The following is a 26,406-nucleotide window of genomic DNA, read 5'->3' as shown; positions in this document are numbered from 1 at the left end:
TCGTGACGCTTACGGAGGAAACCATGGATCTCGGCCTGAGGGGCAAGAAAGCCCTGGTCACCGGCGGCACCCGAGGGGTTGGCCGGGGCATCGTACGGGCGCTGGCAGAGGCCGGCGTCGATGTGCTCACCTGCTACCGGCAGGAGAGCGACGCCGTGTCGTCCCTGGAGAGGGAACTGAAGGAGACCGGCGGCGCGCACCATGTGGTGCGGGCCGATGTCGCCGACCCCGCGGACGTCACGGCCCTCGTCGAGCACGCCCGTACGCACTACGGACACCTCGACCTCGTGGTCAACAACGCGGGCGCGATCAGCCACATCCCGTACGAGGACCTGTCGTTCGAGGAGTGGCGACGCATCGTCGACACCAACCTCACCGGCTCCCACCTCGTCATCCAGACCGCGCTCCCACTGCTCGGAGCCGGATCATCGGTGATCAGCATCGGCTCCAAGGCCGTCGACGCCGGCATACCGCTGCGCTCCCACTACACCGCCACCAAGGCGGCGCTGGCGGGACTGAACCGATCGCTGGCCAAGGAGTTCGGCGGCCGAGGCATCCGGTTCAACATCGTCGCGCTCGGCGTGGTGGAGACCGAGAACCTGTACGCCCTGCCCGAGGAGCAGCGGAAGGTGATGATCGAGCGGTACAGCGCCAAGACCGCGCTCGGCCGGCTCGGCACCCCCGACGAGGTCGCGGGCGCGATCCTCTGGCTCACCAGCGATCTGGCCCGCTATGTCACCGGCGCGACCATCAGTGTGGACGGAGGCATCTCCTGATGGCCTCCACCGTCTTCCGGGTACTGCTGCGCATGGACATCGAACCCGGTCTGGAGGAGGAGTTCGAGCGCGAGTGGCTCGCCGGTACCGACGCCGTCACCGGTCACCCCGCCAACCTCGGCCAGTGGCTCTCCAAGGCCACCGACGCGCAGAGCAGCTACTACATCATCAGCGACTGGGTGGACGAGCCGCGCTTCCGGGCCTTCGAGGAGAGCCCCGCCCACCTGGAGCACCGCGCCAAGCTCCACCCCTATCGGCGCGGCGGCGAGTTCCACACGATGCGCGTCGTCACCCACATCGAGGGCAAGGCGTCCGCACATGCCCGGTGAAGTGCGCGTACTGGTCCACCAGGCGGCTCACGACGACGAGCAGCTCCGGGCGGTGCGCGAGGCGTACCACCTGGTCAGCAAGCGACTGGCGCAGGTCCCCGGGATGCTCGGCAACGAACTGCTGCGCTCCCCGGCCGACCCCACGGCGCTGATCGTCGTGAGCCGCTGGGCGGATCTGGAGTCGTTCCGGCGCTGGGAGAAGGGCGCCGGGCACCGGGAGGACACCGCCCCCTTGCGTCCGTACCGCGACACCCGGCTCGCCGTGCCGTTCGGCATCTACGAGGTCGACGCGTCCTACTGAAGGGCAAGTTCCGATGACCACCACCGCACGACCGGCCAGGACCGCCGCGGACAGCGAGCCGGCGGCCTGGGTGACCTGCTCCCAGTGCCGCTCCCTGGTCTACGGAAAACGCTATGCGCGTCTGCTGCAGGTCTGCCCCGAATGCGGTGCGCACGCCCGTCTCGACGCCCCCAGCCGTATCCGGCAGCTCTTCGACGGGGGCGTCGCGCAGCCCGTCGCCGTACCCGCCACCCTCACCAACCCTCTGGACTTCGTCGATCAGCGCCCCTACGCCGAGCGCCTCGACCAGGCCCGCCGCGCGACCGGCCAGCAGGACTCGGTGCTGGTCGTGCGCGGCCGCATCGAGGGAAGGCCGCTCGTGGCCGCAGTCATGGACTTCCGGTTCTTCGGCGGCAGCCTCGGTGTCGCCGCCGGAGAAGCGGTCACCACCGCCGCCGAGACCGCACTCAAGGACCGTACGCCCCTTCTCATCGTCACCGCCTCCGGCGGAGCACGGATGCAGGAGGGCGCACTCTCGCTGATGCAGATGGCCAAGACCAGCAACGCCCTCGCCGAACTCGACGAGGCGGGGCTGCTCACCATCACCCTGGTCACCGACCCCACCTACGGCGGAGTCGCCGCCTCCTTCGCGACGCTCTCCGACGTGGTCGTCGCCGAGCCCGGGGCACGTATGGGCTTCGCCGGGCCCCGGGTGATCGAACAGACCATCCGGGAGAAGCTTCCGCCGGGCTTCCAGACCGCCGAGTTCCTACTCGAACACGGCCTGGTCGACGACGTCTGGCAGCGCACCGAACTGCGGGGAAGGCTGAGCAGGCTGCTCGCCGCCACCGAGGAGCCGGGGCCGAGCTGGGGCGCGGGCGAACAGGACCCGGTGGTCCGGGACAGCCAGCTCCTCGACCAGCTGCCCGCCTGGGAGTGCGTCCAGCTCGCCCGCGAGGCAGGCCGGCCCACGGCGCTGGAACACATCGGTTACTGGCTCGACGGTTTCGTCGAACTCCACGGCGACCGCGCGGGCGAGGAGTGCCCGGCGATCGTCGGCGGAATCGGCCGGCTCGACGGTCTGCCGGTGATGGTGATCGGCCACCAGAAGGGCCACACCACCGCGGAACTGGTCGGCCGTAACTTCGGTATGCCCGCGCCCGCCGGATACCGCAAGGCCGCCCGGCTGATGCGGCTCGCGGCCAAGCTGGGCATGCCGATCGTCACCCTCATCGACACCCCCGGCGCCTATCCCGGACTCACCGCCGAGGAGAGCGGCCAGTCCAACGCCATCGCCGAGAACCTCCGCCTGATGGGCTCGCTTTCCGTCCCCGTGGTGGCCGTGGTGACCGGCGAGGGAGGCAGCGGCGGCGCCCTGGCGCTGGGCGTCGCCGACCGGGTCCTGGTCTGCGCCAACGCGACCTACTCCGTGATCAGTCCGGAGGGATGCGCGGCCATCCTCTGGAAGAACGCGGCCGAGGCCGCCGTCGCTGCCGACGAACTCGCCCTGGACGCGGCCTCGTTGCTGCGGCTCGGGGTGGTCGACGGCGTGATCCCCGAGCCGGAGGGCGGCGGCCACACCGACACCACGGTGATGAGCGACGCGGTACGCCGGGCGGTCGTCGTGGCGCTGCGCGACCTGCGCGGCACGACCGGCTCCAACGCGGCCCGCCGCGCCCGGTTCCGCGCCTTCGGGCTCGCGGACGGGGCGCACCTGCAGACGTCAACAGGAGCAACCGCAACGGCAGGTACTACGGAGAGAGACCGATGACCGAAGTGACCAAGGACAGCGTGCGCAACGGGTCCGGCGACCCGCTCGCCGGACTGGACTACGACACCAGTGGGCTGGCCCTCACCGACATCTGCCGCAGCATCGCGGAGGTCGTACGGGTCGGACCCAGCCACCCCCGCCGGGTACGTGTGGCGCTCGGCGCGGCCAGCGTGGAAGTCGAGTGGGACGAGGGCGACGCGGCCCCCGGACTCCGCACCGACGCGTCGGCGCCCCGCGCGGAGGAGGAAGCGCTCGACGGCTTCCACGAATGCGCGCCGCTGGTCGGAACGTATTATGCGGCGCCCTCACCGGGCGCGGCCCCCTTCGTCCAGGTCGGCGATCACGTAGGGATCGGACAGCAGCTCGGCATCATCGAGGCGATGAAGCTGATGAACCCGGTGGAGGCCACCCGGCCCGGACGGGTCGTCGAGGTGCTGGTGCAGGACGGGGAGCCCGTCGAGTACGGCCAGCCCCTGGTCCTCCTCGACCCCGAGGCCTTCCCCGGCAGCGACAAGGAGGAGTGACGGTGACTCTGGACACGGTCCTGGTGGCCAACCGGGGCGAGATCGCCCTGCGGGTCATCAGGACATGCCGTGAGATGGGCATCCGCACGGTGGCGGTCCACTCCACCGCAGACAAGGACAGTGCCCATGTGCGCGCGGCCGACACCGCCGTGCAGATCGGCCCCGGCATGCCCCGCAAGAGCTATCTGTCCGCCCCCGCGGTGATCGAGGCCGCGCTGCGCACCGGAGCCGACGCCATCCACCCGGGCTACGGATTCCTCTCCGAGGACCCGGACTTCGCCGAGATCTGCGCCGACAACGGTCTGGTCTTCATCGGCCCGCGACCCGAGGTCCTGTCCCGGCTCGGGGACAAGGCCGTGGCCCGCGCGCTGATGACGGACGCCGGGCTGCCGGTCCTGCCCGGCAGTCCGGGCACGGTCGACAGCGCCACCGAGGCGACCGACCTAGCGGGCCGCATCGGATTCCCCCTCATCATCAAGGCCGCGGCGGGCGGCGGCGGCCGGGGCATGACCGTCGTACGCCAGACCTGCGACCTGCTGCCGGCCTACCGCCAGACCCGGGCCACCGCACAGGCCGTGTTCGGCGACAACCGCGTGTATCTGGAGCGCTTCTGCGACAGCGCGCGCCATATCGAGGTCCAGGTGCTGGCGGACGGTCACGGGAAGGTGCTGCACCTCGGCGAGCGCGACTGTTCCGTACAGCGCAGGCACCAGAAGCTCATCGAGGAGAGCCCGGCGCCGGGGCTGCACCCCGGTCTGTCCGAGGCCATGGCCAAGGCGGCGGTGCGCGGGGCCCGCGCGGTCGGCTACACCGGCGCGGGCACCTTCGAGTTCCTCGTCCACGACGAGGGCTTCTCCTTCATGGAGATGAACTGCCGCATCCAGGTGGAACACCCCGTCACCGAGGCCGTGTTCGGCGTGGACCTCGTACGCGAGCAGATCAAGGTCGCCTCGGGCGAGGAGCTGCGCTTCGAGCAGCAGGACCTCCTCCCGCGCGGAACGGCCGTCGAGTGCCGGGTCAACGCCGAGGACCCGGCACGCAACTTCGCGCCGTGCCCGGGACTGCTGGAGGAGTTCGTCCCGCCCGGCGGCCCCTTCGTACGGGTCGACACCCACGGCTACGCGGGCTGGCGGGTGCCCTCCCAGTACGACTCGCTGCTCGCCAAGGTGATCGCCTGGGCGCCGGAGCGGGGCGAGGCGCTGGACCGGATGGACCGGGCGCTGGCCGAGTTCCGTGTCGTGGGGCCCGGGGTGCACACCACGATTCCGCTGCTGCGGGACGTGCTGGCCGATCCGGTCTTCCGGGACGGCAAGCACAACACCTCGTTCCTCGACGAGCGTCGCGGGGACTGACGCGCGGATCCTGAGGAAGGCCCGGCCCGCTCGGGGCCGGGCCTTCGGTCTGCCCGCGCCGCGGTGGCTATTCCGGGCGGTTGTGCGCCGCGCCGCCCACCGCGTACGGAGTGGTGACGCCTTCGTAGGTCAGATGCATCACCATGCCGAGACCGGTGTGGACGAAGTTGTGGCAGTGGTCCATCCAGATCCCCGGGTTGTCCGCCTTGAAGGCGACCTGCCACCTGTCACCGGGCCGGACGTTGATGGTGTCCAGCCATACGGGGCTGCCGGAGGTCTTCCTGCCGTTCTTGCTCAGCACCAGCATGTGGTGGCCGTGCAGATGGATGGGATGGTCCTCCTCGCCGCGGTTGACGAACGTGGTGCGGACCAGGTCGCCTTCCTTGACCATCAGCATGGGCGCGTCCGGGAACACCTTGCCGTTGATGGTCTGGCGAAGCCCGAACCTGCCGTTGTAGAAGCCCAGCCAGTCGTCGAAGGTCAGCTTGAAGTCCCGGTCCGCCTCGCTGCCGGTGCCGAAGGGGGTGCCGGTGGGCTCCCCGTAACCGGTGACGTCGAACTCCGGTCCGTCCAGCCTCGGTTCGATCGTCCCCCGGCCGTCGGGGGAGAACACGATCCCCGACTTCGCCGCCACGGAGTCCGTCAGCCGCACGGGCGAGGCGGGCATGGTGAACTCCACGTCCATCCGCTGCGCCCCGCCCACCACGAGCTGCTTGTCCTTGATCTCGCCCGGCCGGTTGAGGCCGGTGCCGTCCAGCGCCGTGACCCTGAACGGGACACCGGTGAGCGCGAACGTCTTCGTCAGATTGCTGCTGTTGACCAGCCGCAGCCGTACCTTCTCGCCCGCCTTGGCGGTCCGCCGCTCCAGGGTGTCGGAGGAGCCGAACGCCGGGTAGGTGCCGCCCGGGGTCTCCCAGTCGTGCGCGACGACGGTGACATCGTGGTCGACCGGACGTGCCTGCTTCGCCGGCTCGATCACCAGCGGGCCGAAGAGACCGCGCTTGACCTGCTCGGATGCCTGCTGGTGGGAGTGGTACCAGCGGGTACCCGACTCATCGACGCGGAACCGGTAGGTGTACGACTGACCCGGCTGCACGGCGTCCTGGGTCGCGCCCGCGACCCCGTCCTCGCCGTTGGGGACGTCCAGGCCGTGCCAGTGGATGGTGACCGGGGTCTTCCCGGGCAGCTTGTTGGTGAGCCGGATCTCCACCAGCTCGCCTTCCTTGACCCGCAGTTCGGGCCCGGGGATCTGCCCGTTGTACGTCCAGGCCGTGAACGTCCTCCCCGAAGCGAGGCGGACCTTCTTCTCCTGTGCGGTGAGCGTGAAGACCCGGTCGGGCTTGCCCGCTCGGGGGCCCTTCAGCGAGTCGACGCTGACCGCCGCGGCGCTGCCCGAGCCGCCGTGCAGATGAGGACCGCCGGCCATGTGCCGGTGTCCCGCCGGTCCGCCGCCGTAGTCGGCCTCGCCCTGCATCATCGAGAACGTGCCGGGCAGCCTGCTGTGGTCGAGTCCGAGGGTGACCAGCCCGAACACGGCCCCCAGCGCCACGACGGCGGTGCCCAGACGCACACCCCAGACGCGCCCAGCCGGGCGCCGCGCGCGGGCGATTCCCTGCGACAGCCGGTACGCCCGGCCGCGTGCGCGGACGGCGAGCAGGGCGGTGACCAGCGCCAGGACCCCGAAGGCCACGGCCAGGTTCACGGCCGTCGACCGGTGCGGTGGCAGGAACTTCTCGAAGAAGCCGGCCAGGGAGGCGACCGCGGTGATCTGCGGCGGCAGTACAGCGCGTACGGACGCGGCCTTCCCGCGCTCGGCGTCGGTCAGGGCCGCATCACGGTCCTGCGGGCGCCGCCTGGCCGCCGACACCACACGGGGCAGTGACACGACGAGGGTCACCAGGGCTGCCGGGACGAGCAGCGCGAGTGTGCTGATCGCTCGCCGGTCCGAGACGAACTCCCAGTCGAGGGAGGCGATCCGGACGAACACCACCGCCTTGGCGGCGGTCGCCAGCAGGGCGAAGGTCATGAAGGCGAGAGCGATCCGGGCGGTGCGACGGGCCCGTCCGGCCGAGGGGCGGCCGGCCTGCCGTCGCACCAGTAACGCCGCGGCGAGCCATACGGGGAACAGGATGAGGCCCAGGATGAAATCCAGCCTCGAAAGGGTCAGATACATGTCAGTACTCCGGTCGGGGGCGGTCGACGCAAGGCGGCCCGGATGTCCCGGGCCGCCTTGCGTCGCCTGTGTCCCTGATGTCAGGGGCGGTCGACGGTCAGGGAGCTGGCGCCCCCGAGAACCTCGATGTCGTACCGGTCATCGGCCGATTCGAACTCCGGCGTGGCCAGCTCCAGTCCGCCGCCAGCGGCGTCGAGGTGCTGGCTGTCGAGCGTCAGATGGGACGCGCCGCCGGTCACCTTGACCCGGGCCGGTACATCCTGCGGCCGGCGCAGGGAGACATTGCTCGCCCCGCCCCCGATCCGGATGCGCACCGTGCCGCTCGGCCGGGGCAGTACGACCGACACATGGCTGGCGCCGCCGCCGAGGTCGAGCCGGGTCAGTTCGAGCGACGAGAGGTCGGCGGTGACGCGCCCGGCGCCGCCGTCGATCTCGACCGCCCACGGCACGGACGCGTTGACCGTCAGCTGTCCGTCGTGCCGGCGGAACGAGAACGGGTGCAGCCGGCGCGGGTAGCGAACCGTCACCACCCCGCCGGCGGTGCGCACTTCCGGGACCAGCCCGGCAAAGCGCCCGCGGTAGAGATCCTCGCTGTTCTTCTCCTCGGCGCCGAGAGTGAGTTCCGACGCCCCTCCGACAAATTTCAGCAGCCCCTTCGTCACGGAGCCCAGAGCCTCGCTGAACTGCTGTTCCTGGTCCTTGGCCATGATCATTCAACCTTTCTCTCTCTTCACACGGTGTGCTTCACACGAGCCGGTCGAGCACGTGGCCCAGGACCCGTTCGAGTTCCTGCTGCGGCTGGTCGGCAGCGCCTTCGCTGCGCCAGGCCACACATCCGTCCGGCCGCACCAGGACCGCTCCGTCGTCGCCCACCGGGTAGGTGGTGCTGAAGGAGTCATCCGGGTTCGCCGGCACGATCGATCCGCCCACCCGGTGGACGTCGACGTCGACGCCGAGCCGCTGCGCGGCCGGTCCCGCCGCGTGCTCCCAGCCGGTCCCCTCGGGTCCGGTGAGCAGCACGAGCGCGTCGCCGAAGAGGTCCAGTACGGACAGTTCCTTGCCGTCGCGGACCACGGCGAGATGCGGGGCGCGGGTGCCGGGGCGTCCGAGCCGCCGCGGGTCCGTCGCGGGCGGTGCGTTGTCGTCGTCCTTCTCGGGCAGCAGCGCGCCGGTGGCGTAGCGATAGCCGAGGATGGCCGCCGCGTAGCCGACCTCCTGGCCTTCTTCGTGGCCGTCGGTCGCCGAGCGGCCCTGGAGTTCGGCGAGCGCGTAGTCGATGGTGAAACGGGCGAGGGGACGGCGCTCCGCCTCATACGTGTCGAGCAGCCCGGTTCCGGCGGTGCGGTCGAGCACGGCGGCCAGCTTCCAGGCGAGGTTGTGCGCGTCCTGGATTCCGGTACTGGCACCGAACGCCCCGGTGGGCGGCATGGAGTGGGCCGCGTCCCCGACCAGGAACACCCGGCCTTCGCGGAACCGCTCGGCGAGCTGTGCGGCGATCTCGAAGCCGAGGATCTTCTCGCCGGTCTTCTCGATCTGCACCTCCAGGCCCTCGACACGGAGGTCGGGGACGCCGACGGCGGCGCGGACGGCCTCGACGCAACGGTCCTCGTCGAAGTCCTCCAGCCGCTCGCCGTTCTCGGGGTGGTAGGGGGTGTAGAAGACCCAGCGGGAACCGTCGAGCGGCATCAGCAGGGTGCCGCTGTCGGGCTGGTCGAAGTAGCCGAGACCCAGGTCACGGCCGCGCAGCGGACCGCTGAGGTCGGCCTTGAAGACCACGCTCACGGTGTGCACGAGGGTGCCCGGGCCCTCGGCGGCGATGCCGAGCCGCTCGCGTACGGCGCTGTTGCAGCCGTCCGCGCCCACCAGGTAGTCGGCGTGAACGGTGCGCTCCGCGCCGGTGACGGTGTCCCGGACGACCGCCGTGACCCGGTCCTCGCTCTGCTCGAACGACACCAGCTCGGTGGACCAGCGGATGTCGGCGCCCTCGTCGGCGGCGCGGGCCGCCACGATGCGCTCCAGCTTGTCCTGGTCGATGGAGCACCAGGTCACGGGCGTGACCGCGGAGTTCAGTTCCGGTGCCTCGTCCTGCATGGGGGCGGAGAAGATCTCCGGCCCCGCCAGGTTGTCGGCGCGGACCATGAGCTTGACGCTGAGATCGGAGGTGAGGGAGCGGTCGGCGAAGATCGCGTCCTCAAGTCCGGCGGAGCGGTAGACCTCGACGGTACGGGGGTTGATGACCCGTGCCCGCGGGTGCAGCAGGGCGCTCGGGTGGCGTTCGACCAGCAGGGTGCGGATGCCCTTGCGGGCGAGGAACAGCGCGGTGGACAGCCCGACGACCGCGCCGCCGACGATCAGTACCTGCACCTGCTCCGTGTTCTGTTCCGACATGGGTGGACCTCCTCGACGGGGGTGGCGGGGTCCCGCGGTGTGCCGCGGGACCCCTGAGGGGGTGAGGGTCAGGACGTGCTCTGCGGAGCGGGCGCGGCTGCGGACGGGCCCGGGACCTGCCCGGTCCGACCGGCCCCGGCCGCCTCGGTCTCCTCGTCCTCGAACGTCTCCTCGTGGTGCTGCGCCTTGCGCGGCAGCAGGAAGACCAGCAGGAAGACCAGGGCGACGAGACCGATCTGAGCGAGGATCGTGCGCTGCAGGGCGGTGCTGAAGGCGATCCGCCGCGCGTCCTGTGCCGCGTCGCCGATGGCGGCCTGAGCACCCGCGCTCTGCACGGAGTTGAGGGCGTCGCAGGTCTTGGGGGTCTGGGTGGGGTCGGCCGCCGAGGTGCGGTCCGCGAAGCACCGGGCGAACGACGCGGTGATCTCGCCCTGTTGGGCGGGTGCCACCGCGGCCTTCTCCAGTCCGGCCCGCAGCTGCGGAGTGACGTCCTTGGTGGCGCTGTCCGCGGCCCCGCCGAGGAAGCCGAGGAAGATGGCGCCGATGACGGCGATGCCGATGGCTCCACCGACCTGCTGCACGGCGTTGACGACACCGGAACCGGCGCCGGAGTGCTCCGGGGGCACGTCCGAGAGGATGAAGTCCAGGATCGGGGCGATGATCATGCCCATCCCGAGTCCCCCGACGAGCAGGGCGGGCAGCAGCCACCAGGAACCGATCTGGTCACCGCGCCATTCGACGGTCGCCGAGATTCCGCCCAGGCCGGCTGCGAGCAGTACCGCACCGATGACCAGGACCTTCCGTCCCAGCTTGGCGGTGAGCACGGTGGCGGAGAACGCCGCTCCGAAGCTGACGCCGAAGGACCAGGGCAGCCCGGTCAGGCCCGCGCGCAGCGTCGAGAACCCGAGGCCGGTCTGCAGGAAGATGATGAAGATCAGGAAGTGCCCGATGACGACGGCGAAGAAGACGACGTTCGCCAGCAGTCCCGCGGAGAACGAGCGGCTGCGGAACAGGCTCGGGAGGATCAGCGCCGAGCCGCTGGTGGCGTGGCGCCGCTTCTGGTGCACGCCGAAGACCGCCAGGACCGGGACCGAGGCGACCATCGAGACGAAGGCCCACGCCGGCCAGCCCGCGTCACGGCCCTGCACCAGCGGGAACAGAAGCAGCAGCAGACCGAGGGTGACCAGTGCCGTGCCGACGATGTCGAGCTTGATCGGGTGCGGCGACTTGGAGTCGCGTACCACCGCGGTGGCCGCGGCCAGCAGGGCGATGCCCACGGGGATGTTCAGCAGGAAGATGACCCGCCAGCCGAGGTCGAAGAAGTCGGCGTTGATCAGCACGGCTCCGACGATCGGTCCGCCCACGGTGGCCAGGCCCGCGACGCCGCCGAACGCGCCCAGTGCGGCACCGCGTTCCTTGGGCGGGAAGGTCGCCGTGATGATGGAGAGCACCTGCGGCACCATCATCGCCGCGGACGCGCCCTGCAGGGCACGGGAGGCGATCAGCATGTCCGGGCTCTGGGCCATACCGCAGAGCGCCGAGGTCACGGTGAAGGCCGCGACACCGGCCAGGAAGAGCCTCTTGCGGCCGAACATGTCGCCGAGGCGTCCGCCGAGGATGAGCAGCACGGCGAAGGAGAGCAGATAGGCGGCCACGACCCACTGGACGGCCGCGTAGCTCGCGCCCAGGTCGCGCTGGATCGGCGGGATGGCGATGTTGACGATGGTGGAGTCGAGGAGATCCATGAACGCCGCGAAGAGCACCACGATGAGCGCCTTCTTGCGCTGTGGATCGGCCCCTACGGCGGTTGCCTGGACGGTTGGGGTCTCGGACATGATGCGACCTTTCGGTGATCTTCACTGCGTCCTGTGGGGACCCGGCCGGGCTTAGACTGAGCCGGGTAGATCAGTGGCTGACACTCTTCCTGCGTGAGTGTCTTAGTCGCTAAGATAATGACTTAGCTAGATGATACGGAGGGCGGGACATATGTCAAGCGATGGCCGTGAGGCGCTGGTGCGGGATCTCGACCTGGAACTGCGCAACCTGGTGTCCCGGTCGGTGCTCTTCCAGCAGGCGGTCGCCGACCGCCTCGGAATGAGCGTTCTCGATCTGAACTGCCTCGGTGCCCTGGTCCAGCGCGGACCCATGAGCGCGGGCCGGCTGTCCGAGGAGAACGGCGTCACCACCGGCGCGATCACCGGCGTGATCGACCGGCTGGAAGCGGCCGGTTTCGTCCGCAGGGACAAGGACCCCAAGGACCGCAGGCGCGTCATCGTGACCCCGCTGCCCAACCTGGAGGCGCAGATCTTCCCGCTCTTCGAAGGGCTCGCTGCCTCGCTCGTCCAGCTGTCCGAGAAGTACAGCGACGACGAGCTGCGGACCGTCGTGGACTTCATGCAGGCGGCTGCCCCGGTCACCCAGGAGGAGACCGTGAAGTTGCGGGCCGCGGGCCGGGCGAGGAAATGACCGGAGCACGGCGGCCGGTGCACCCCGAAGGGTGCACCGGCCGACGCGTCGCTCTCCTGGAACCCGAGTAAGCCCTTCACTACGGGATCCTGCCCTCGATCAGCCGCAGCGGGGTGCCCGTGGGAGTGACTCCGGCGAACTCCATGCCCGCCCGTTCGAACATGGCGCGGTACTCGTCGGCGGTACGCTCCCAGCCACCCATCACCAGAAGCATGTGCAGATCCATCAGGGCGTCCCAGGGGGTCTCCGGAGGGTCCGCGACCAACTGCTCCAGGAGCACCACCCGGCCGCCCGGGTGCCCCGCGGCCACGCAGTTGCGCAGTACCGTGTCGCAGGCGTCGTCCTCCCACATGTGCAGCACCTGGCGGATCAGATGGACGTCCGCCGCCGGTACCCGCTCGAAGCAGTCGCCTATGACCAGCTCGCAGCGGTCGGCGAGCGCCCCGCTCTCGCGCAGCTCGGGCAGCGCCGCGTCGATCGCGTGCGGCCGGTCGTACAGCACCGCGTTCACCTGCGGATTGCCTTCCAGCAGGCTCTTCACCAGGCTGCCGTGACCGCCGCCGACATCGCAGAACGTACTCACACCGCTCAGGTCGAGCGCCTTGACGACGCCCGGGTTCATCGCCTGGGACTGCGCCGCGTACCCCCGCAGGCACTGTTCGCCCGCCGCGTTGTCGTCCTCGTGGAAATAGGTGAACAGGTCCTTGCCGTACGTCTCCTGGAAGGCGCACGTGCCGCTGCGGACACTCTCGGCGAGTTTGCCCCACATCGCCCAGCCCCAGCCGCCGCCGGTCAGCATGATGTCGGTCAGCGAGGCCGGGGCGTCCGAGCGCATCGCCCGCGAGGCGTCGCTGTGCGAATACCGGCCCGGTCCCTCCTGGCGGAAGATGCCGAACCCCACGAGTGCCCGCATCAGCCGGGTGAGCGCCGAGGCGTCCGCGCCGACGGCCTTCGCCAGCTCCTCCACCGAGACCGGCTTGTCGTCCACGGCGTCCGCGAGGCCCAGTTGGGCCGCCGCCTGGACGGTCGCGCTCGCCCACATGCCCCAGCCGAGTTCGGCGACGCCCTGGGCGGCCGGCGGTCCTATCACCGGGGCGCCTTCGCACGCCGGTACCTGATCTACCGTCACATCACTGGTCATCACATACCACCTCTGATTCTCCTCCGGCCTCAGGGGCGGACGGATTCGAGCAAAACGATGGGGGCCCGCTCATGGCCGGCCAGGGGCAGTCGCCGGGCCGGGCCGAAACCGGCCTTCGCCAGCAGGTCCTCGTACTCGCCGGGCGTACGGGCACGGCCTCCGGTCAGCACCATGAACTCCACGTCATTGGCGTGGACGTGCGAGGAGTGCTCGGTGTACTCCCAGTCCAGGAGCAGCAGTCGGCTTCCCGGGGGCGCGGCCTCGAAGACGCCGGACAGAAGCCGGGCGGCGCCGTCGTCGTCGAGATCGCAGAGCACGTTCTTGAGCAGATAGTGCGAGCCGCCGTCCGGCACCTCCCGCAGGAAGTCCCCGGCGACCACCTCGGCGCGGTCGGCGACCCCGTCGAGCGTCAGTGTCTCGTGGGCGTAGGGGACCGCCCAGTCGAGGTCGAGCAGCACCCCGCGGGCCGCCGGGACCTCCCGGAGCAGCCGTGACAGCACGGTGCCGGGACTGCCCCCGATGTCGACGACCGTCTCGGCGCCGGTGAAGTCGTAGCTCGCCACCAGCGCGTCCGCGGCCTCCAGCGACAGCGTCGCCGAGGTCTCGGCGTAGCTGCGCGCCTCGTCCGGATTGGCCGCGTAGTACTCCCAGTGGTCCATGCCCCACACCGCGCGCGTGGCCGGCTCGCCGGTGCGCACGACTTCGGCGATCCGTTCCCAAGGGCGGGTCATTCCCGGTGCGTTGACCGCGATGGAGAACCCGCGCAGCGACGGCACGTCGGAGCGCAGCAGTTCGCCCGCCACGGTCAGCCGCCAGCGGTCCGGGGCGAGGGGGGCGATCAGCTCGTGCAACTCGCAGACCCTCAGGAAGCGGGTCAGGCTCGGCTCGTGCGCGCCGATCGCGGCGGCCAGTTCGGACGCCGTGCGCGGCTCGCCGGCCAGGTGGTCGGCGATGCCCAGCTCCGCCATGCCGCGTATCACCAGGCCGGCGGACCAGTGGAAAGGGTTGAGCCGGCGCAGCGCGCCGAGCGGGGAGAACGTCACTCGTGACCTCCTGTCGCCTTCCGTCGGCACGGTGTGTGCGGACGGGCGGCACTGTCCTCCGGAGCGGTCGTGAACGGCTCGCGCCGTGGTGATCAGTGGCCGCCGTCGACGTTGACCACATTTCCGGTGATGTTTCCGTTGGCCGCCGAGGCCAGGAACAGCACGGTGTTGTTGACGTCGTCGACGGTGGAGAACCGCAGATGCGGCATGCCCTCGTTGAGCAGGCGCTTGGCCTCCTCGGGAGTGACGTCCGCGATGCGCTCCTTGAGCGCGGCCGGGAGCTTGCCGAGCAGTCCCTCCGTCACCGTGGGCCCGGGGGCCACCACATTGCTGAAGATGCCGTCGGTGAACAGCTCCGTGGCCAGGGTGCGACTGAGACCGTGCAGCGCCGCCTTGCTGGCGGTGTACGCCTCCTCGCCCTTGCGGCCCCGGTGCACGATGCTCGCGGACATGAAGACGATGCGGCCCCACCCGCGGGGCTTCATCACCGGCAGCACCGACTGAACCGTGTGGAAGGCACCCTCCACCTCGGAGCGCAGCAGCGGCAGCCAGCTGTCGACGGCGATCTCCTCGAAGCCGACGGGCTTCGGACTGGGGCCGCCCGTCGCCGATGCGTTGACCACCAGGACGTCGATCCCGCCCCATCGGTCGACCACGTGGCCCACCGCCGCCTCGATGGACTGCCGGTCCGTCAGGTCGAGTTGCACCGGCAGCGCTTCGCCGCCCGCCTCCTCGATCGAGGCAGCCACGTCCTTCGCGGCGTCCGCACGCCGCAGATACGTCAGCGCCACCCTCGCGCCCTCACGGCCGAAGGAGCGCGCGAGGGGCCGGCCGATCCCTCCGCTGCCCCCGGTGAGCAGCACGACTTTGCCGGTCAGTCCCAACTCCATGCCATGCTCCGTCCCCCCGGCCGTGGCCGGCTCGGCAACAGGTCCAGCCCCGGCCGTCACCGGGCACGGAGCTGATTCATGGCTACAGCAGCGCACTGGAGATCCACTCGAAGACCGGTGGACCCGCCCGTCGGTTGATCTCGGTACGGCACGGGTGCGCGGGGTTCTGTCCGGTCTCCAGGGGTCTTCGAGGCGCGGCACCAATAGTGCTCGCGGCTCTCACCGCGCCGTCCCGGCGTAGCGGGAGGCCACGGCGCAGGCACGTCTCTTCGTCCCACCGGGAAAGGACCTGGCGCATGACAAGCACACCCGAAAAGCAGGGTTCGCTGAGCCTCCAAGACATCGTCGGACTGGGCATGGCCTTCGGAAGCGCCAAGGTCCTGCTGACGGCCACCGAACTCGAGCTCTTCACCAAGCTGAGCGAGACCGGGCCTGCGACCGAGGGGGAGATCCGCGAACGGCTGGGCCTCCACTCACGCGGTTCCCGTGAGTTCCTGAACGCGCTCGTCCGGCTCGGCCTGCTGGAGCGCAAGGACGGCAAGTACGGCAACAGCGAGGCGTCCGAGACCCACCTGGTCAAGGGCAAGCGCACCTATGTCGGCCGCTTCCTCGACCGCTCCAACGCCGTTCTGTACCCCGCGTGGGGCGGCTTCACCGAGTCGCTGAAGACCGGTGAGTCACAGATCGAGGGCCACGGCGACGACAACATGTTCAAGCACCTGTACAAGAGCGAAGAGCAGATGCGCGACTTCGTCGCCATGATGGACGCGCTCAACTGGGCCGTCGGCCCGGAGCTCGCCAAGGAGTTCGACTGGAGCTCCGTCAAGACCGTCACCGATGTCGGCGGCGCGCGCGGCAATCTGCTCGCCACCATCATCGACGCCCACCCGCACCTGACCGGCACCGTCTTCGACCTGCCGACCGTCCAGCCGGCGTACGAGGACCACATCGGCGGACTCGGCCTCAAGGACAAGATCGCCTTCCACGGCGGGGACTTCTTCGCCGACCCGGTTCCCACGGCCGACGTCGTCATCATCGGACACGTCCTGGAGGACTGGTCCCCCGAGCGCCGCCAGCAGCTGATCAAGAGCGCGTTTGCCGGCCTGAAGCCGGGCGGCTTCCTGCTCGTCTACGACCCCATGCTCGACGACGAGCTCAGCCCGCTGAACAACCTGCTCACCAGTCTCACGATGCTCGTGGTCACCCACGGCGGCTCCGAGTACCACGTCGACGACGCCAAGAAGTGGTTCGACGAGGCCGGCTTCGCCGAGGTCACCGCGAAGCTCCTGGCCACCAACGACATCCTCCTGGTCGGCCGCAAGAAGTGAGGGACGCCGCGTTCCGGCCGCCTCACGGCGGCCGCCGCGGCACTTCACACACAGAGAAGGGGTAGCGATGCCGATCGACGAGGACCTCCTCACGTTTCCGTTCCCGGCGCCCCCGCCCGAGGGCTTCGAGCCGCCGGAGGAGTTCTCCCGCCTGCGCGAGTCCGCTCCGGTCAGCCGGGTGACCCTGCCGACCGGCGACCGGGCCTGGCTGCTGACCCGTTACGCGGACGTACGCCAGGCGCTGGTCGACCCGCGCCTGAGCCGCGCCGCGGCGGAGCGGCCCGGGGCGCCGCGCATGGGCAACACCAGCCCCGGGCCCAGAACCATCCTCGGTATGGATCCGCCCGACCACTCCCGGCTGCGCCGACTGGTCATGCAGGCCTTCACCGCCCGCCGCGTGGAGGCCCTGCGGCCGAGGATCCAGCAGCTCGCCGACGAGCAGGCCGGACTGGTACTGGTCGCCCCGCACCCGGTCGACCTGATGTCCTGCTTCGCGCTCAGCCTGCCGATCAAGGTCATCTTCGAGCTCCTCGGGGTTCCGTACGAGGACTGCGACCGGCTGCACGCGTGGAGCGAGGTCATCTTCAGCCTCGGCGGCCACACCCGCGAGGAGGTGGGCGAGGCCCGCGGCAGCATCGTCGGCTATCTGCGGGACCTGATCGCGAACCGCCGCGAGAAGCCCACCGACGATCTGCTCGGTGTGCTCGTGCACGCCCGCGACGAGGGTCAGTCGCTGTCCGAGGAGGAACTCCTCGACTTCGCGATGATCCTGATGACCGTCGGGCACCAGTCCACGTCCAACTCGCTCGGCATCGCCCTCTTCACCCTCCTCCAGCACCCCGAACAGCTGGACCTGCTCCGCAGGAAGCCGGAGCTGGTGCCCGGCGCGGTCGAGGAACTGCTGCGCCACAACCCGTTCGTCTTCACCGGCACCCAGCTCAGGGTCGCCACCGAGGACCTGGAGATCGGCGGGGTGACCGTCCGCGCGGGCGAAGCGGTGATCGCCGCACTCGGGTCGGCCAACCACGACGAGGAGATCTTCGCCGACCCCGGCCGCTTCGACGTCGAGCGCACCCCGAACGTCCATCTCTCCTTCGGCTACGGCGTGCACCACTGCCTCGGCGCGCAGCTCGCCCGGCTGGAGATGCGGATCGCCCTGCGGACTCTGATCGAGAAGCTGCCGGACACGCTCCGGCTGGCGGTGCCGGTGGAGTGGCTGACCTGGAAGACCGGCCTCACCGCACGGGCGCTCGCGAACCTTCCGGTCACCTGGTGAGGGCGGGCCGGCCATGACCACACAGGCCACCTCCCAGTGGCGGATCGCGGTGGACCGTGCCTGCAGGCGCAGTGGTATCTGCACGGCCCAGGCCCCCCGCTACTTCACCGTCGACGACCAGCTCCGCACCCGCCCGGTCGATGAACTTGTCGCCCCCGACGGGGAGTTGATCGAGGTCGTCGAAGCCTGCCCGGCGGAGGCCATCTCCGTCACCGACCTGCGCACAGGCCGGTCCGTCGTACAGAACGAGGAGTGACCATGTCCGGCAGACCGTCGACCACTCGCCGTCGGCTGCTCAAGGGCACCGGGGCGGTGACGGCAGCGGGCCTGACGGCCGCCGTCACCGCCCCGGCAGCCGACGCCTCCGCGCACCACGGCGCCGGCCCGGCGGGCGTCTGGGCCGTGCAGGTGACCATCGACCAGCGGCCCGGCGAGATCGAGCGCGCGCACTTCTCGTTCGGCGGCGACGGCCAGCTCGTCGTCCAGACCATCAACGCCTCGCACACCGGGCTGGGCCTCTGGCGCAGAACCGGCGAGAGCAGGTTCGTCTTCGTACTGCGCCATCTGTGGACCGATGGCGCCGGAGCCTTCCGGTACGAGGTCAGGATCCGCCACGAAGCCAGGCTGACCTCGCCCACGACCTTCGTCTCGGACGGAACCGGAACCGCCGTCGACGCGGCCGGGAACATCCTTCTGACCGTGCGCGCCAAGGTGACCGGCACCCGCTTCGGCATCGACGACTTCTGAGGAGAGACGCAATGTGCGGCATCGCTGGGTGGGTGGACTTCACACGAGATCTGCGCCGGGAAACCGCCGCCGTACAGGCGATGACCGACACCATGGCCCTGCGGGGACCGGACGCGGGCGAGGTATGGATCAGCGAGCGCGCGGCCCTCGGCCACCGCAGGCTGTCCATCATCGACCTCGAAGGCGGCCGCCAGCCCATGGTCGCCGAGGAGAACGGCCAGGTCCTCGCGAGCCTCACCTACAGCGGTGAGGTGTACAACTTCCAGGAGCTGCGCGAGGAGCTGACCGGCCGCGGCCACCGGTTCCTCACCCGCAGCGACACCGAGGTCGTGCTGCGCGCCTATCTGGAGTGGGGTGAGACCTTCGTCGAGCGGCTCAACGGCATGTACGCCTTCGCCATCTGGGACGCCCGCAGCGAAGAACTCCTGCTCGTACGCGACCGGGTGGGCATCAAGCCCCTCTACTACCAGCAACTGCCCGACGGGGGAGTCCTCTTCGGCTCCGAGCCCAAGGCCATCCTCGCCAACCGGCTCGCGAGCCGCACCGTCGACGCCGACGGCCTGCGGGAGATCCTCGCAGGCACCAAGGCCCCCGGCATCGGCGCCATCCGCGACATGCCGGAGCTGACCCCCGGACATGTGCTCAAGGTCGGCCGCGGGGGCAGCAGTCTGCGCCGGTACTGGAAGCTGGAGGCGCACGAGCACGAGGACGACCTGCCCACCACCATCCGTACGGTCCGCGAACTGCTCGAGGACATCGTCACGCGGCAGATCGTCAGCGATGTACCGCTGTGCACCATGCTCTCCGGCGGCCTGGACTCCAGCACCCTCACCGCTCTCGCGGCCATCTCCAAACGGCAGGACGGCAGCGGCAAGGTCCGTTCCTTCGCCGTCGACTTCGCCGGCTATCTCGACAACTTCGAGCCCGACCTCACCCATCCGACGCCGGACTCGCCGTACGTCCACGAGGTCGTCGACCATGTCGGCGCGGACCACAACCACATCGTGCTCGGCAACGACGACATGATCGAGGCGTCGGTGCGGCGCGCGGTGGTCCGGGCCATGGACTGGCCGGTCCTCATCGCCGGACCGGGCAGCATGGACATCTCCCTGTATCTGCTCTTCCGCGCGATCCGCGGACAGTCCACGGTCGCGCTGACCGGCGAGTCGGCCGACGAACTGTTCGGCGGCTACCCCTGGTTCCACCACCCGGAGTACGGCCGGCCAGGCACCCTGCCGTGGACGCTCGCCCACAACCTCGGGCTGCCCGCGCTCTTCGGGCCGCTCTCCGCCCGCCTGGACGTCACCTCCTATCAAGGGGACCAGTACCGGCAGGCGATCTCCGGGATGCCGAACCTTCCCGGAGAGAGCGGCCGGGACAAGCAGTTCCGCGAGTGCACCTACTTCTTCCTCACCCGCTTCATGCGCACCCTGCTGGACCGCAAGGACCGGCTCAGCATGGCGCTCGGGCTGGAGGTGCGGGTGCCGTTCTGCGACCACCGGCTGCAGGAGTACGTCTTCAACGCGCCACGAGCGTTCAAGACCTTCGACGGCCAGTGGAAGAGCCTGCTGCGCGCGGCCGTCAAGGATCTGCTGCCCCCGTCCATCCTGCAACGGCCCAAGACCGGCTACCCGATCTCCAACGACACCGCCTACGACACATACGTCCAGGAGCAGTTCGGCAAGCTTGTGGCCACCGGTGACGCGCCGGTGCTGCCGCTGCTCAACCCCACCGTCGTCGAGGACGTCCGGCGCGACCGGACGGCGGCCGGCCGGCTCACCCGTATCGAGGTCGACATGGCCCTGCATCTCAACGAGTGGCTGTCCGCGTACGATCTGGCCCTCGACTTCTGAGGCCTCTGGAGCGCGGACGACGGTGCCCCCGGCCCATCGGCCGGGGGCACCGTCATCTGCGACTGCCGTCCTTCACCAGCTCACGGGCAGCGTCCGGGGACGCTTGAACGCCATGCCCCGCACCCACTCCAGCTCCCCGGCGGGCACCGCGAGCCGCAGCCCGGGAACCTTGTCGAGGAGCGCGCCCAGCGCCTCCTGGAGCTCGATCCGGCCCAGCTGCGCGCCCAGGCAGTGGTGCAGCCCGTGGCCGAAGGTGAGATGCGGGTTGTGCTCACGCTCGATGTCGACCTCGTCGGGCCGGGCGAACACCGAGGCGTCGCGGTTGGCCGAGGTGATCGCCGGCAGCACCGCCTCGCCCGCGCGGATCAGTGCCCCGCCCAGCTCCATGTCCTGCGTCGCGATCCGCATGGCGCCCGCGCCGCCGCCCGCCAGCGAGTAGCGGAACAGCTCCTCCACCGCGCCCGGTACAGCCTTCCGGTCCGCGCGCAGCCGCTCCCACAGGTCCGGCTTGCGCAGCAGAGTGATCAGCGCCCCGACGATCTCGCCGGTCGTGGCGTGATATCCGGCCACCAGCAGTGTGTGCCCGAACGCGAGGAGCTCCTCCTGGGACAGCCGGTCACCCTCCTCGCGCGCGTCGATGAGCACGGTCAGCAGGTCGTCCGCCGGAGCGGCCTTCTTGGCCTCGATCAGCTCGGAGAGATAGGCGTTGAGGCTGATCCGCGCCTCCATCACCGTTTCGTGCTGGGCCGCGGAGACACTGAGCATCACATCGGTCCACTCCCGGAACCGCTCGTGGTCGCTGTAGGGCACCCCCAGCAGTTCGCAGATGACCGTGATGGGCAGCGGCTGCGCGAGATGCCCGATCAGATCGGCGGGCGTGCCTTCGGCCGCCATGCCGTCGACCAGCCGGTCCGCCGTCTGCCGCACCGCGGGGCGCAGCTGCTCGATCCGGCGCGCGGTGAACGCCTTGGTCACCAGCTTCCGCAGCCGGGTGTGCTCCGGAGGGTCCATCGTGAAGATGGACTTCGAGCCCTTGGCCACCGGCAGCAGCCGCGGCGCGTCCGGCGCGGTCAGCGCGGCCTTGCTGAACCGTGGGTCCGCGAGCACCTGCCGTACGTCCTCGTAGCGGGTCACCACCCATGCCCGGTGGCCGGTGGGCAGCGTCAGCGGCGCGACGGGCTCCGACTCGCGCAGCTTCGCGAACTCCGGCGCCGGCTCCAGCGGATCGGGCGCCGGCAACGGAAAGGTGCGCGGAGGATCCTCAGCGGTCATCGCGTGACTCCTTCTGGTTCTGGCTGCATCTGTCGGTCGAAGGGGGCGGTCGAAGGGGGCGGTTGCGCGAGGTCGCCGCACGGGGTGGCGCACCGCGTCAGGCGGATCGTGACAGCCCGGGTTCGACCCGCGATGGAGCCCGGCTCGATGGAGACGGCGGCATCGAGTCCGTTTCAAGGAACCCCTGTCAGCCTGCGCGCACATACGTGTATGAGGAGGACGGATGACTACGGATGCCACGGCACGGGTGGCCAGCGACCAGGAACCGGAGGCCGGCCCGCGCACCTTCCTCGGCCGGCCCCGCTGGTTCGTCACGCTGTTCGGCACCGACATGTGGGAGCGCTTCAGCTTCTACGGCATGGCCGCGCTGCTCTTCCTGTACGCCTCGGAGCCGAAGGCCGACGGCGGACTCGGGCTCGGCAACAGCACGGCGGCGGCCCTGTTCGGGGTCTACCTCTCGACCGTCTTCATGGCGTCGCTGCCCGGCGGGTGGATCGGCGACCGGATCCTCGGCGCCCGCAGGGCCGTCCTGTACGGCGGGATCGTCATCGCGCTCGGCCACTGCCTCATGGCCGTGCCCACCCTGCCGACGTTCTACGGCGGTCTCGGGCTGCTCGCCGTCGGCACCGGTCTGCTGAAGCCGAACCTGGCGACCATGCTCGCCGCGTTCTACCCCCGTGACGCGCACGCCGAACGCGACGCCGGATTCTCCATCTTCTATATGAGCATCCAGATCAGCGCGGTGGTCGCACCGCTGGTCACCGGCGCGCTCGGCGAACTGGTCGACTGGCACCTGGGCTTCGGCGTCGCCGCGCTCGGCATGGCGCTCGGCGTGCTCCAGTACGTACGGGGCAGTGCCCACTTCGGGCACGTCGGCAACGAGCCGACCCGCAGGGCCGGCCACGACGAACGCCGGCGCGTGCTGCGGGGTGCCCTGGTGATCCTCGCGGCCGTGGGCCTGATCCTCGGAGCGGACGCGGCGGCCGGGACACTGAGCCTCCGTCATGTGCTGATGCTCGCCGGACTGTTCGCCATCGGGGCCACCGTCGCCTGTTTCTCGTATCTGCTGCGCAGCCGTGAAGTGACCGCCGAGGAGCGACAGCGGGTGAGGGCCTACATCTGGGTCTTCCTCGCCGCCGCGATCTTCTGGATGATCTTCGTCCAGGGCGGTTCGGTCTTCAGCCTCTTCGCCAAGGTGTCCACGGACCGCACGGTGGGCGGCTTCACGATCCCCGCGAGCTGGTTCCAGTCCGCGGTCCCGCTGTTCATGATCGCGGTGGCCCCGGTGTTCGCGCGGCTCTGGGTCCGGCTCGGCGACCGCGTCGGAGCCCCGGCGAAGCTCGCCTGCGGGCTCGCCTTCATGGCCACGAGCCTGGTGGTGATGGCACTGGCGACGGTCGCGGCGTCGGGCGGCAAGGACGTGTCACCGCTGTGGCTGCTGGTGGCCTGCTTCTTCCAGGCCTGTGGCGAGATGTCGTTCGCGCCGGTGGGGATGAGCGTCACGACCAAGGTGGCCCCGGCGACCTTCATCAGCCAGATGATCGGCGTCTTCTGGCTGGCGGCGGCGCTCGGAGCGGGTGTCGGCGGCCAGGCGGTCCGCTTCTCGGAGGACAACCTGCCAGGGCCCGGCTACTTCCTGGTGATGGCGGGGGTCGCGGCGGTGGTGGGGGCGGCGCTGGCTCTGGCGGCGGGTCGTCTGCGCGGGCGGCTGGGCGTCTGACCCGTGCGGGGCGCGGCCTGCCCGGGGCTCCGCCCCGCACCCCGAGCCTCCATCACCGGCGGGGCTCAACTTCCGCGCCCCGCCGGCGATGGCGGACCGGCCGAGCTGATTCAGCACGCCGGGGTCCCCCCGGACGGGGTGGGGAACAGGCCCGCCGCAGGCGGACACATCGCCGCCCCGGCGGGACAGTCCACCGCCGGGGCGGGAGGCCCTCGCGTCCTGCCGAGCCGCACCACCGGCCCGTCCTACCGCCGCGCACTCACCACCCCACAACCGCCCCGCTCCGGAAGAACACCCCGCTCGCCGCCCCGTCCGGCAGCGTCGCCGCGTACACGATGTCCCCCGCCGCCTCCCGCGGACTCCGCTCCGCGTCCGGCCGCATCCGCGTCCGTACCAGCCCTGGGTTCACGGCGTTCACGAGCACCCCCGTGCCATCTGTCTCCTTCGCGAGCAGCACGGTCACCGCGTTCAGCGCGGCCTTGGACGCGGAGTACGCCGGAGCCTGCGGGAACAGCCCGTTGGTGAACGAGCCGGTCCCGCTGGAGACCATCACCACGCGGCCCCAGCCCCGCGCCACCATCCCCGGGACGAAGGCCTGCGAGACCCGCCACGCGCCGAGCACATTCACCGCGAGCGTGGCTTCCACCAGGGACAGCGGCACGGCGGACGGCGGGTCACCGCGGTCGAGGAACGCCCCGGCGTTGTTCACCAGGACGTCGACGTGCCCGACCCGTTCCGCCGCGCGCTTGACCGACGAGTTCTCCAGGACGTCGAGGACGACGGCCTCGGCACCCTCGCCGAGCGAGCGCGCGGAGGCCGTCACCGCCTCCTCGTCCCGCCCGCCGAGCACCACCCGGAACCCCCGGGTGTGCAGCAGCGCGCCGACCGCGAGGCCGAGCCCCCGATTGCCGCCCGTCACCAGCGCGGTACGGGAGCGTGGTACCGGTGTCATCGTCCGTCAGTCCCTTCACAGCAGCGGGTCGCGCGGCAGCACGTCACAGCACCGCGTCGGCGAGGAGTTCGAGCTGGCCGGTGTCGCTGCCGCACGGCATGAAGACGATCTCGTCGCAGCCGGCCTCCTCGTACTCCTTCACCGCCCGCCGCAGCCGGTCGGCGTCGGTGAACGCCATGCCCACGATGGACTCGGCGCGGCCACTGAACGCGTAGTAGTCCAGCAGGTACTCCTTCGCCCGCTCGGCAGCCCCGGCGCCGAGCGAGAAGTAGAGCAGTGTCACCAGATGCGGCCTGTCCGTCCGCCCCGCCTTCTCCCACGCGGCCGAGACCCGGTCGGCATTGGCCCGGTAGCCGGACGGGGAACTGCCGCCGGCGATCCAGCCGTGGCCGTACTGCGCCGCACGCCGGAAGGCGGCGTCGGAGGTGCCGCCGACGAGCACCGGGGGCAGCGGCCGGGGCGTGGGCCCGACCGGACGGTCCTGGCCCAGGCCGTCGCCGCGCCAGATCCGGCCGAGGTCCACCAGCAGCGAGTCCAGTACGCGTCCGCGCGCGGTGTGCGGAACACCCGACACCGCGAAATCGTCCTCCCGGTTTCCCGCTGCCACACCGAGGGTCAGCCGGCCACCGGAAAGGCGGTCCAGCGACGCCAACTGCTTGGCCAGCAGCGGGGTGTTGTTGCGGTAGGGCGCGGTGAGCACCGTCGTCGTCAGCCGGATCCGTTCGGTCACGGCCGCCGCCGCCGCGAGCGTGATCAGCGGCTCGTAGTTGTCGTACACCAGGCGGTCCAGGACCCCGAGCGTGGAGAAGCCGAACTGCTCGGCCTGGCGCGCCCAGTCGACGATCTGGTCCCGGCGGGCGCCGGGGACGGTGGAGGGCAGTCCCGCACCGATCAGCATCAGCGGCCTCCTTCGGCCGGTTGGGCTACCGGGCCCGCGGCGGCGAGCCCGGTGAGGACGTCGACGACGCGGGCCGGCGAAGGACGCCGTTCGATTTCGTCCCGTACGTCCTCGGCGGCCTTGCGGTAGGCGGGTGCCTGGAGCAGGTCGAGTACGGCGGTACGGATCCGCTCGGGCCCGGCGTCGTCCTTGCCCAGGCTCAGCCCGGCGCCGGTGGCCGTGAACCGCCGGGCGTTGAAGGTGTGGTCGATGAGCTGGGGAACCACCAGCTGCGGCAGCCCGGCGGCGAGCGAGGTGAGGATGGTCCCGGCGCCGCCGTGGGCCACCACCGCGTCGCAGTGGGGGAGCACGGCGTGCAGCGGCACGGACTCCAGCACCTTCACCCGCTCCGGCACATCGCCCAGCAGATGCCGCTGCTCACGGGCGACCGCCACGACGATCCCGACGTCGAGGGAGTCGAGCGCGGCGACGATCCGCGGGGCGAGAAACATGTCGTCGTGGAGCCGGCCCACGGTGGTGCCCCAGGTGACGCAGATCCGCGGCCTGCGGCGGGTGGCCGGCGGGAGCGGGACGGGCAGCGGCCCGGAGCCGTTGTACGGGACCGGGCGCACCGGCTGCCGTACAACGGGTCGCGTGGCCTCACCCTCCGGGACCTGCATGGCGGCCGGGCAGGGGTCGAGCGACAGGCTGCCGAGCAGATCGACACCCCGCAGGCCGAAGCGTTCGCACAGGGGCGCCATCACCTCACGTTCCAGCTCCACCGCCCCCGCGCGGTGCATCAGATCCGCGCCCCACGGGAAGCGTACGGCCGGCACCCCGAGCACGGCGGCGGCCAAAGGACCGGCGTACGCCGTCGGTTCGAAGACGACGAGGTCGGGCCGCCAGCCGCGGCCGTACTCCACCAGGTCGTCCGCCATCGCCGACGCCAGATCCGCGAAGAGCGACACCGCCCGGGGCCCTTGGGCCCGGGTCGGCCGTTCCAGGGCCGGTTCTGACGGCCGCCCGGGAATGTAGCCGCGGATCCGGGCCACGGCATCCACACTGTCGTCCCCGACCGACACGGCCGGTACACCGGACGCGGCGATCGTCGCGACCAGCGAAGGCGAACTGGCCGCCCGCACCTCATGACCGGCCGCCCGAAGCGCCCAGATCAGCGGCACCATCTGGTAGTAGTGGGTCGGCCATGCCCAGCTCGTGAACAGCACCCGCATCTGTCGCTCGCCCCTT

The 26,406-nt window shown here is 70.7% G+C and carries 24 protein-coding genes; 13 read left to right on the top strand and 11 right to left on the bottom strand.

The features are described from left to right. Nucleotides 1-23 precede the first annotated feature (23 nt). The 6 genes from OG293_RS05015 to OG293_RS04990 are packed head-to-tail and all read left to right on the top strand — an operon-like array spanning nt 24 to nt 5,032. Nucleotides 24-776, top strand: coding sequence for an SDR family NAD(P)-dependent oxidoreductase (locus OG293_RS05015; RefSeq protein WP_405997542.1), 753 nt, complete (start codon nt 24-26; stop codon nt 774-776). After that, nucleotides 776-1,105 carry an antibiotic biosynthesis monooxygenase family protein gene (locus OG293_RS05010; protein WP_405997541.1) on the top strand — a complete coding sequence of 110 codons (330 nt, stop codon included), beginning with the start codon at nt 776-778 and terminating at the stop codon, nt 1,103-1,105. The genes OG293_RS05015 and OG293_RS05010 overlap by 1 nt, the downstream gene beginning before the upstream one ends. Then, on the top strand, nt 1,095-1,406 hold the full coding sequence (locus OG293_RS05005) for an antibiotic biosynthesis monooxygenase family protein (RefSeq protein WP_405997540.1): 312 nt from the start codon (nt 1,095-1,097) through the stop codon (nt 1,404-1,406). Before OG293_RS05010 ends, OG293_RS05005 begins: the two co-directional genes overlap by 11 nt. Before the next feature lie 13 nt (nt 1,407-1,419). Further along, the gene (accD, locus tag OG293_RS05000) at nt 1,420-3,156 is read left to right on the top strand and encodes an acetyl-CoA carboxylase, carboxyltransferase subunit beta (RefSeq protein ID WP_405997539.1); all 1,737 of its coding nucleotides are present in this window, start codon (nt 1,420-1,422) and stop codon (nt 3,154-3,156) included. Then, nucleotides 3,153-3,680 (top strand): acetyl-CoA carboxylase biotin carboxyl carrier protein, encoded by a 528-nt coding sequence (locus OG293_RS04995; RefSeq protein WP_405997538.1) that lies wholly within the window; start codon nt 3,153-3,155, stop codon nt 3,678-3,680. The genes accD and OG293_RS04995 overlap by 4 nt, the downstream gene beginning before the upstream one ends. A 2-nt stretch (nt 3,681-3,682) precedes the next feature. Continuing rightward, complete coding sequence (locus tag OG293_RS04990; protein WP_405997537.1) at nt 3,683-5,032, top strand: acetyl/propionyl/methylcrotonyl-CoA carboxylase subunit alpha; 1,350 nt, start codon at nt 3,683-3,685, stop codon at nt 5,030-5,032. 67 nt (nt 5,033-5,099) lie between these two features. On the opposite strand, the gene OG293_RS04985 is transcribed toward OG293_RS04990, so the two are convergent. From OG293_RS04985 to OG293_RS04970, 4 genes are all read right to left on the bottom strand, one after another. Further along, a complete protein-coding gene (locus tag OG293_RS04985) occupies nt 5,100-7,205 on the bottom strand; it encodes a multicopper oxidase domain-containing protein (protein WP_405997536.1) in 2,106 nt (701 codons plus the stop codon). An 80-nt stretch (nt 7,206-7,285) separates the two neighbouring features. Continuing rightward, entirely contained in the window at nt 7,286-7,912 is a 627-nt protein-coding gene (locus OG293_RS04980) for a hypothetical protein (protein WP_405997535.1), read from the bottom strand. Between the two features lie 37 nt (nt 7,913-7,949). Next, a complete protein-coding gene (locus OG293_RS04975) occupies nt 7,950-9,593 on the bottom strand; it encodes an FAD-dependent monooxygenase (RefSeq protein ID WP_405997534.1) in 1,644 nt (547 codons plus the stop codon). A gap of 68 nt (nt 9,594-9,661) precedes the next feature. Further along, the gene (locus OG293_RS04970) at nt 9,662-11,428 is read right to left on the bottom strand and encodes an MFS transporter (RefSeq protein ID WP_405997533.1); all 1,767 of its coding nucleotides are present in this window, start codon (nt 11,426-11,428) and stop codon (nt 9,662-9,664) included. A gap of 151 nt (nt 11,429-11,579) precedes the next feature. Here OG293_RS04970 and OG293_RS04965 point away from each other — a divergent pair, with 151 nt between their 5' ends. Beyond that, the gene (locus tag OG293_RS04965) at nt 11,580-12,059 is read left to right on the top strand and encodes a MarR family winged helix-turn-helix transcriptional regulator (protein ID WP_405997532.1); all 480 of its coding nucleotides are present in this window, start codon (nt 11,580-11,582) and stop codon (nt 12,057-12,059) included. A gap of 79 nt (nt 12,060-12,138) precedes the next feature. On the opposite strand, the gene OG293_RS04960 is transcribed toward OG293_RS04965, so the two are convergent. The 3 genes from OG293_RS04960 to OG293_RS04950 form a co-directional block, all read right to left on the bottom strand. Continuing rightward, complete coding sequence (locus OG293_RS04960; RefSeq protein ID WP_405997531.1) at nt 12,139-13,149, bottom strand: methyltransferase; 1,011 nt, start codon at nt 13,147-13,149, stop codon at nt 12,139-12,141. A gap of 80 nt (nt 13,150-13,229) precedes the next feature. Next, nucleotides 13,230-14,243: a methyltransferase gene (locus OG293_RS04955; protein WP_405997530.1), complete on the bottom strand. Its 1,014-nt coding sequence runs from the start codon at nt 14,241-14,243 to the stop codon at nt 13,230-13,232. Between the two features lie 92 nt (nt 14,244-14,335). Beyond that, nucleotides 14,336-15,133, bottom strand: coding sequence for an SDR family NAD(P)-dependent oxidoreductase (locus OG293_RS04950; RefSeq protein WP_405997529.1), 798 nt, complete (start codon nt 15,131-15,133; stop codon nt 14,336-14,338). Nucleotides 15,134-15,429: 296 nt separating this feature from the next. On the opposite strand from OG293_RS04950, the gene OG293_RS04945 reads away from it, so the two are divergent. From OG293_RS04945 to asnB, 5 genes are all read left to right on the top strand, one after another. After that, the gene (locus tag OG293_RS04945; protein ID WP_360884611.1) at nt 15,430-16,461 is read left to right on the top strand and encodes a methyltransferase; all 1,032 of its coding nucleotides are present in this window, start codon (nt 15,430-15,432) and stop codon (nt 16,459-16,461) included. 67 nt (nt 16,462-16,528) lie between these two features. After that, entirely contained in the window at nt 16,529-17,737 is a 1,209-nt protein-coding gene (locus OG293_RS04940) for a cytochrome P450 (protein WP_405997528.1), read from the top strand. Between the two features lie 13 nt (nt 17,738-17,750). Next, nucleotides 17,751-17,993 carry a ferredoxin gene (locus OG293_RS04935; protein ID WP_405997527.1) on the top strand — a complete coding sequence of 81 codons (243 nt, stop codon included), beginning with the start codon at nt 17,751-17,753 and terminating at the stop codon, nt 17,991-17,993. Nucleotides 17,994-17,995: 2 nt separating this feature from the next. Then, a complete protein-coding gene (locus tag OG293_RS04930) occupies nt 17,996-18,484 on the top strand; it encodes a hypothetical protein (RefSeq protein ID WP_405997526.1) in 489 nt (162 codons plus the stop codon). An 11-nt stretch (nt 18,485-18,495) separates the two neighbouring features. Continuing rightward, nucleotides 18,496-20,337: an asparagine synthase (glutamine-hydrolyzing) gene (asnB, locus tag OG293_RS04925; protein ID WP_405997525.1), complete on the top strand. Its 1,842-nt coding sequence runs from the start codon at nt 18,496-18,498 to the stop codon at nt 20,335-20,337. Nucleotides 20,338-20,409: 72 nt separating this feature from the next. Here asnB and OG293_RS04920 read toward each other — a convergent pair whose 3' ends face one another. Continuing rightward, the gene (locus OG293_RS04920; RefSeq protein ID WP_405997524.1) at nt 20,410-21,609 is read right to left on the bottom strand and encodes a cytochrome P450; all 1,200 of its coding nucleotides are present in this window, start codon (nt 21,607-21,609) and stop codon (nt 20,410-20,412) included. 223 nt (nt 21,610-21,832) lie between these two features. Here OG293_RS04920 and OG293_RS04915 point away from each other — a divergent pair, with 223 nt between their 5' ends. Next, entirely contained in the window at nt 21,833-23,329 is a 1,497-nt protein-coding gene (locus OG293_RS04915) for a peptide MFS transporter (RefSeq protein WP_405997523.1), read from the top strand. Nucleotides 23,330-23,588: 259 nt separating this feature from the next. Here the strand turns inward: OG293_RS04915 and OG293_RS04910 are convergent, their stop codons facing one another. The 3 genes from OG293_RS04910 to OG293_RS04900 are packed head-to-tail and all read right to left on the bottom strand — an operon-like array spanning nt 23,589 to nt 26,390. Beyond that, nucleotides 23,589-24,281 (bottom strand): SDR family NAD(P)-dependent oxidoreductase, encoded by a 693-nt coding sequence (locus OG293_RS04910; RefSeq protein WP_405997522.1) that lies wholly within the window; start codon nt 24,279-24,281, stop codon nt 23,589-23,591. A 43-nt stretch (nt 24,282-24,324) separates the two neighbouring features. Next, nucleotides 24,325-25,179 (bottom strand): LLM class flavin-dependent oxidoreductase, encoded by an 855-nt coding sequence (locus OG293_RS04905; protein ID WP_405997521.1) that lies wholly within the window; start codon nt 25,177-25,179, stop codon nt 24,325-24,327. Then, nucleotides 25,179-26,390 (bottom strand): nucleotide disphospho-sugar-binding domain-containing protein, encoded by a 1,212-nt coding sequence (locus OG293_RS04900; RefSeq protein WP_405997520.1) that lies wholly within the window; start codon nt 26,388-26,390, stop codon nt 25,179-25,181. Before OG293_RS04900 ends, OG293_RS04905 begins: the two co-directional genes overlap by 1 nt. Between the last annotated feature and the right edge of the window lie 16 nt (nt 26,391-26,406).

Source organism: Streptomyces sp. NBC_00829, assembly GCF_045161795.1.
Taxonomy (GTDB): Bacteria; Actinomycetota; Actinomycetes; order Streptomycetales; family Streptomycetaceae; genus Streptomyces.
Note: the sequence above shows the minus strand (reverse complement) of the source record. Positions and strands in the feature narration are given on the sequence as shown.

Bases quoted from the DNA above. Each gene is read 5' to 3' on its own strand.
- OG293_RS04910 (WP_405997522.1), bottom strand. From the start codon at position 24,281: ATGACACCGGTACCACGCTCCCGTACCGCGCTGGTGACGGGCGGCAAT.
- OG293_RS04995 (WP_405997538.1), top strand. From the start codon at position 3,153: ATGACCGAAGTGACCAAGGACAGCGTGCGCAACGGGTCCGGCGACCCG.
- asnB (WP_405997525.1), top strand. From the start codon at position 18,496: ATGTGCGGCATCGCTGGGTGGGTGGACTTCACACGAGATCTGCGCCGG.
- OG293_RS04950 (WP_405997529.1), bottom strand. From the start codon at position 15,133: ATGGAGTTGGGACTGACCGGCAAAGTCGTGCTGCTCACCGGGGGCAGC.
- OG293_RS05010 (WP_405997541.1), top strand. From the start codon at position 776: ATGGCCTCCACCGTCTTCCGGGTACTGCTGCGCATGGACATCGAACCC.
- OG293_RS04975 (WP_405997534.1), bottom strand. From the start codon at position 9,593: ATGTCGGAACAGAACACGGAGCAGGTGCAGGTACTGATCGTCGGCGGC.
- OG293_RS05015 (WP_405997542.1), top strand. From the start codon at position 24: ATGGATCTCGGCCTGAGGGGCAAGAAAGCCCTGGTCACCGGCGGCACC.
- OG293_RS05005 (WP_405997540.1), top strand. From the start codon at position 1,095: ATGCCCGGTGAAGTGCGCGTACTGGTCCACCAGGCGGCTCACGACGAC.
- OG293_RS04965 (WP_405997532.1), top strand. From the start codon at position 11,580: ATGTCAAGCGATGGCCGTGAGGCGCTGGTGCGGGATCTCGACCTGGAA.
- OG293_RS04900 (WP_405997520.1), bottom strand. From the start codon at position 26,390: ATGCGGGTGCTGTTCACGAGCTGGGCATGGCCGACCCACTACTACCAG.
- accD (WP_405997539.1), top strand. From the start codon at position 1,420: ATGACCACCACCGCACGACCGGCCAGGACCGCCGCGGACAGCGAGCCG.
- OG293_RS04985 (WP_405997536.1), bottom strand. From the start codon at position 7,205: ATGTATCTGACCCTTTCGAGGCTGGATTTCATCCTGGGCCTCATCCTG.
- OG293_RS04970 (WP_405997533.1), bottom strand. From the start codon at position 11,428: ATGTCCGAGACCCCAACCGTCCAGGCAACCGCCGTAGGGGCCGATCCA.
- OG293_RS04915 (WP_405997523.1), top strand. From the start codon at position 21,833: ATGACTACGGATGCCACGGCACGGGTGGCCAGCGACCAGGAACCGGAG.
- OG293_RS04930 (WP_405997526.1), top strand. From the start codon at position 17,996: ATGTCCGGCAGACCGTCGACCACTCGCCGTCGGCTGCTCAAGGGCACC.
- OG293_RS04980 (WP_405997535.1), bottom strand. From the start codon at position 7,912: ATGGCCAAGGACCAGGAACAGCAGTTCAGCGAGGCTCTGGGCTCCGTG.
- OG293_RS04935 (WP_405997527.1), top strand. From the start codon at position 17,751: ATGACCACACAGGCCACCTCCCAGTGGCGGATCGCGGTGGACCGTGCC.
- OG293_RS04945 (WP_360884611.1), top strand. From the start codon at position 15,430: ATGACAAGCACACCCGAAAAGCAGGGTTCGCTGAGCCTCCAAGACATC.
- OG293_RS04920 (WP_405997524.1), bottom strand. From the start codon at position 21,609: ATGACCGCTGAGGATCCTCCGCGCACCTTTCCGTTGCCGGCGCCCGAT.
- OG293_RS04940 (WP_405997528.1), top strand. From the start codon at position 16,529: ATGCCGATCGACGAGGACCTCCTCACGTTTCCGTTCCCGGCGCCCCCG.
- OG293_RS04905 (WP_405997521.1), bottom strand. From the start codon at position 25,179: ATGCTGATCGGTGCGGGACTGCCCTCCACCGTCCCCGGCGCCCGCCGG.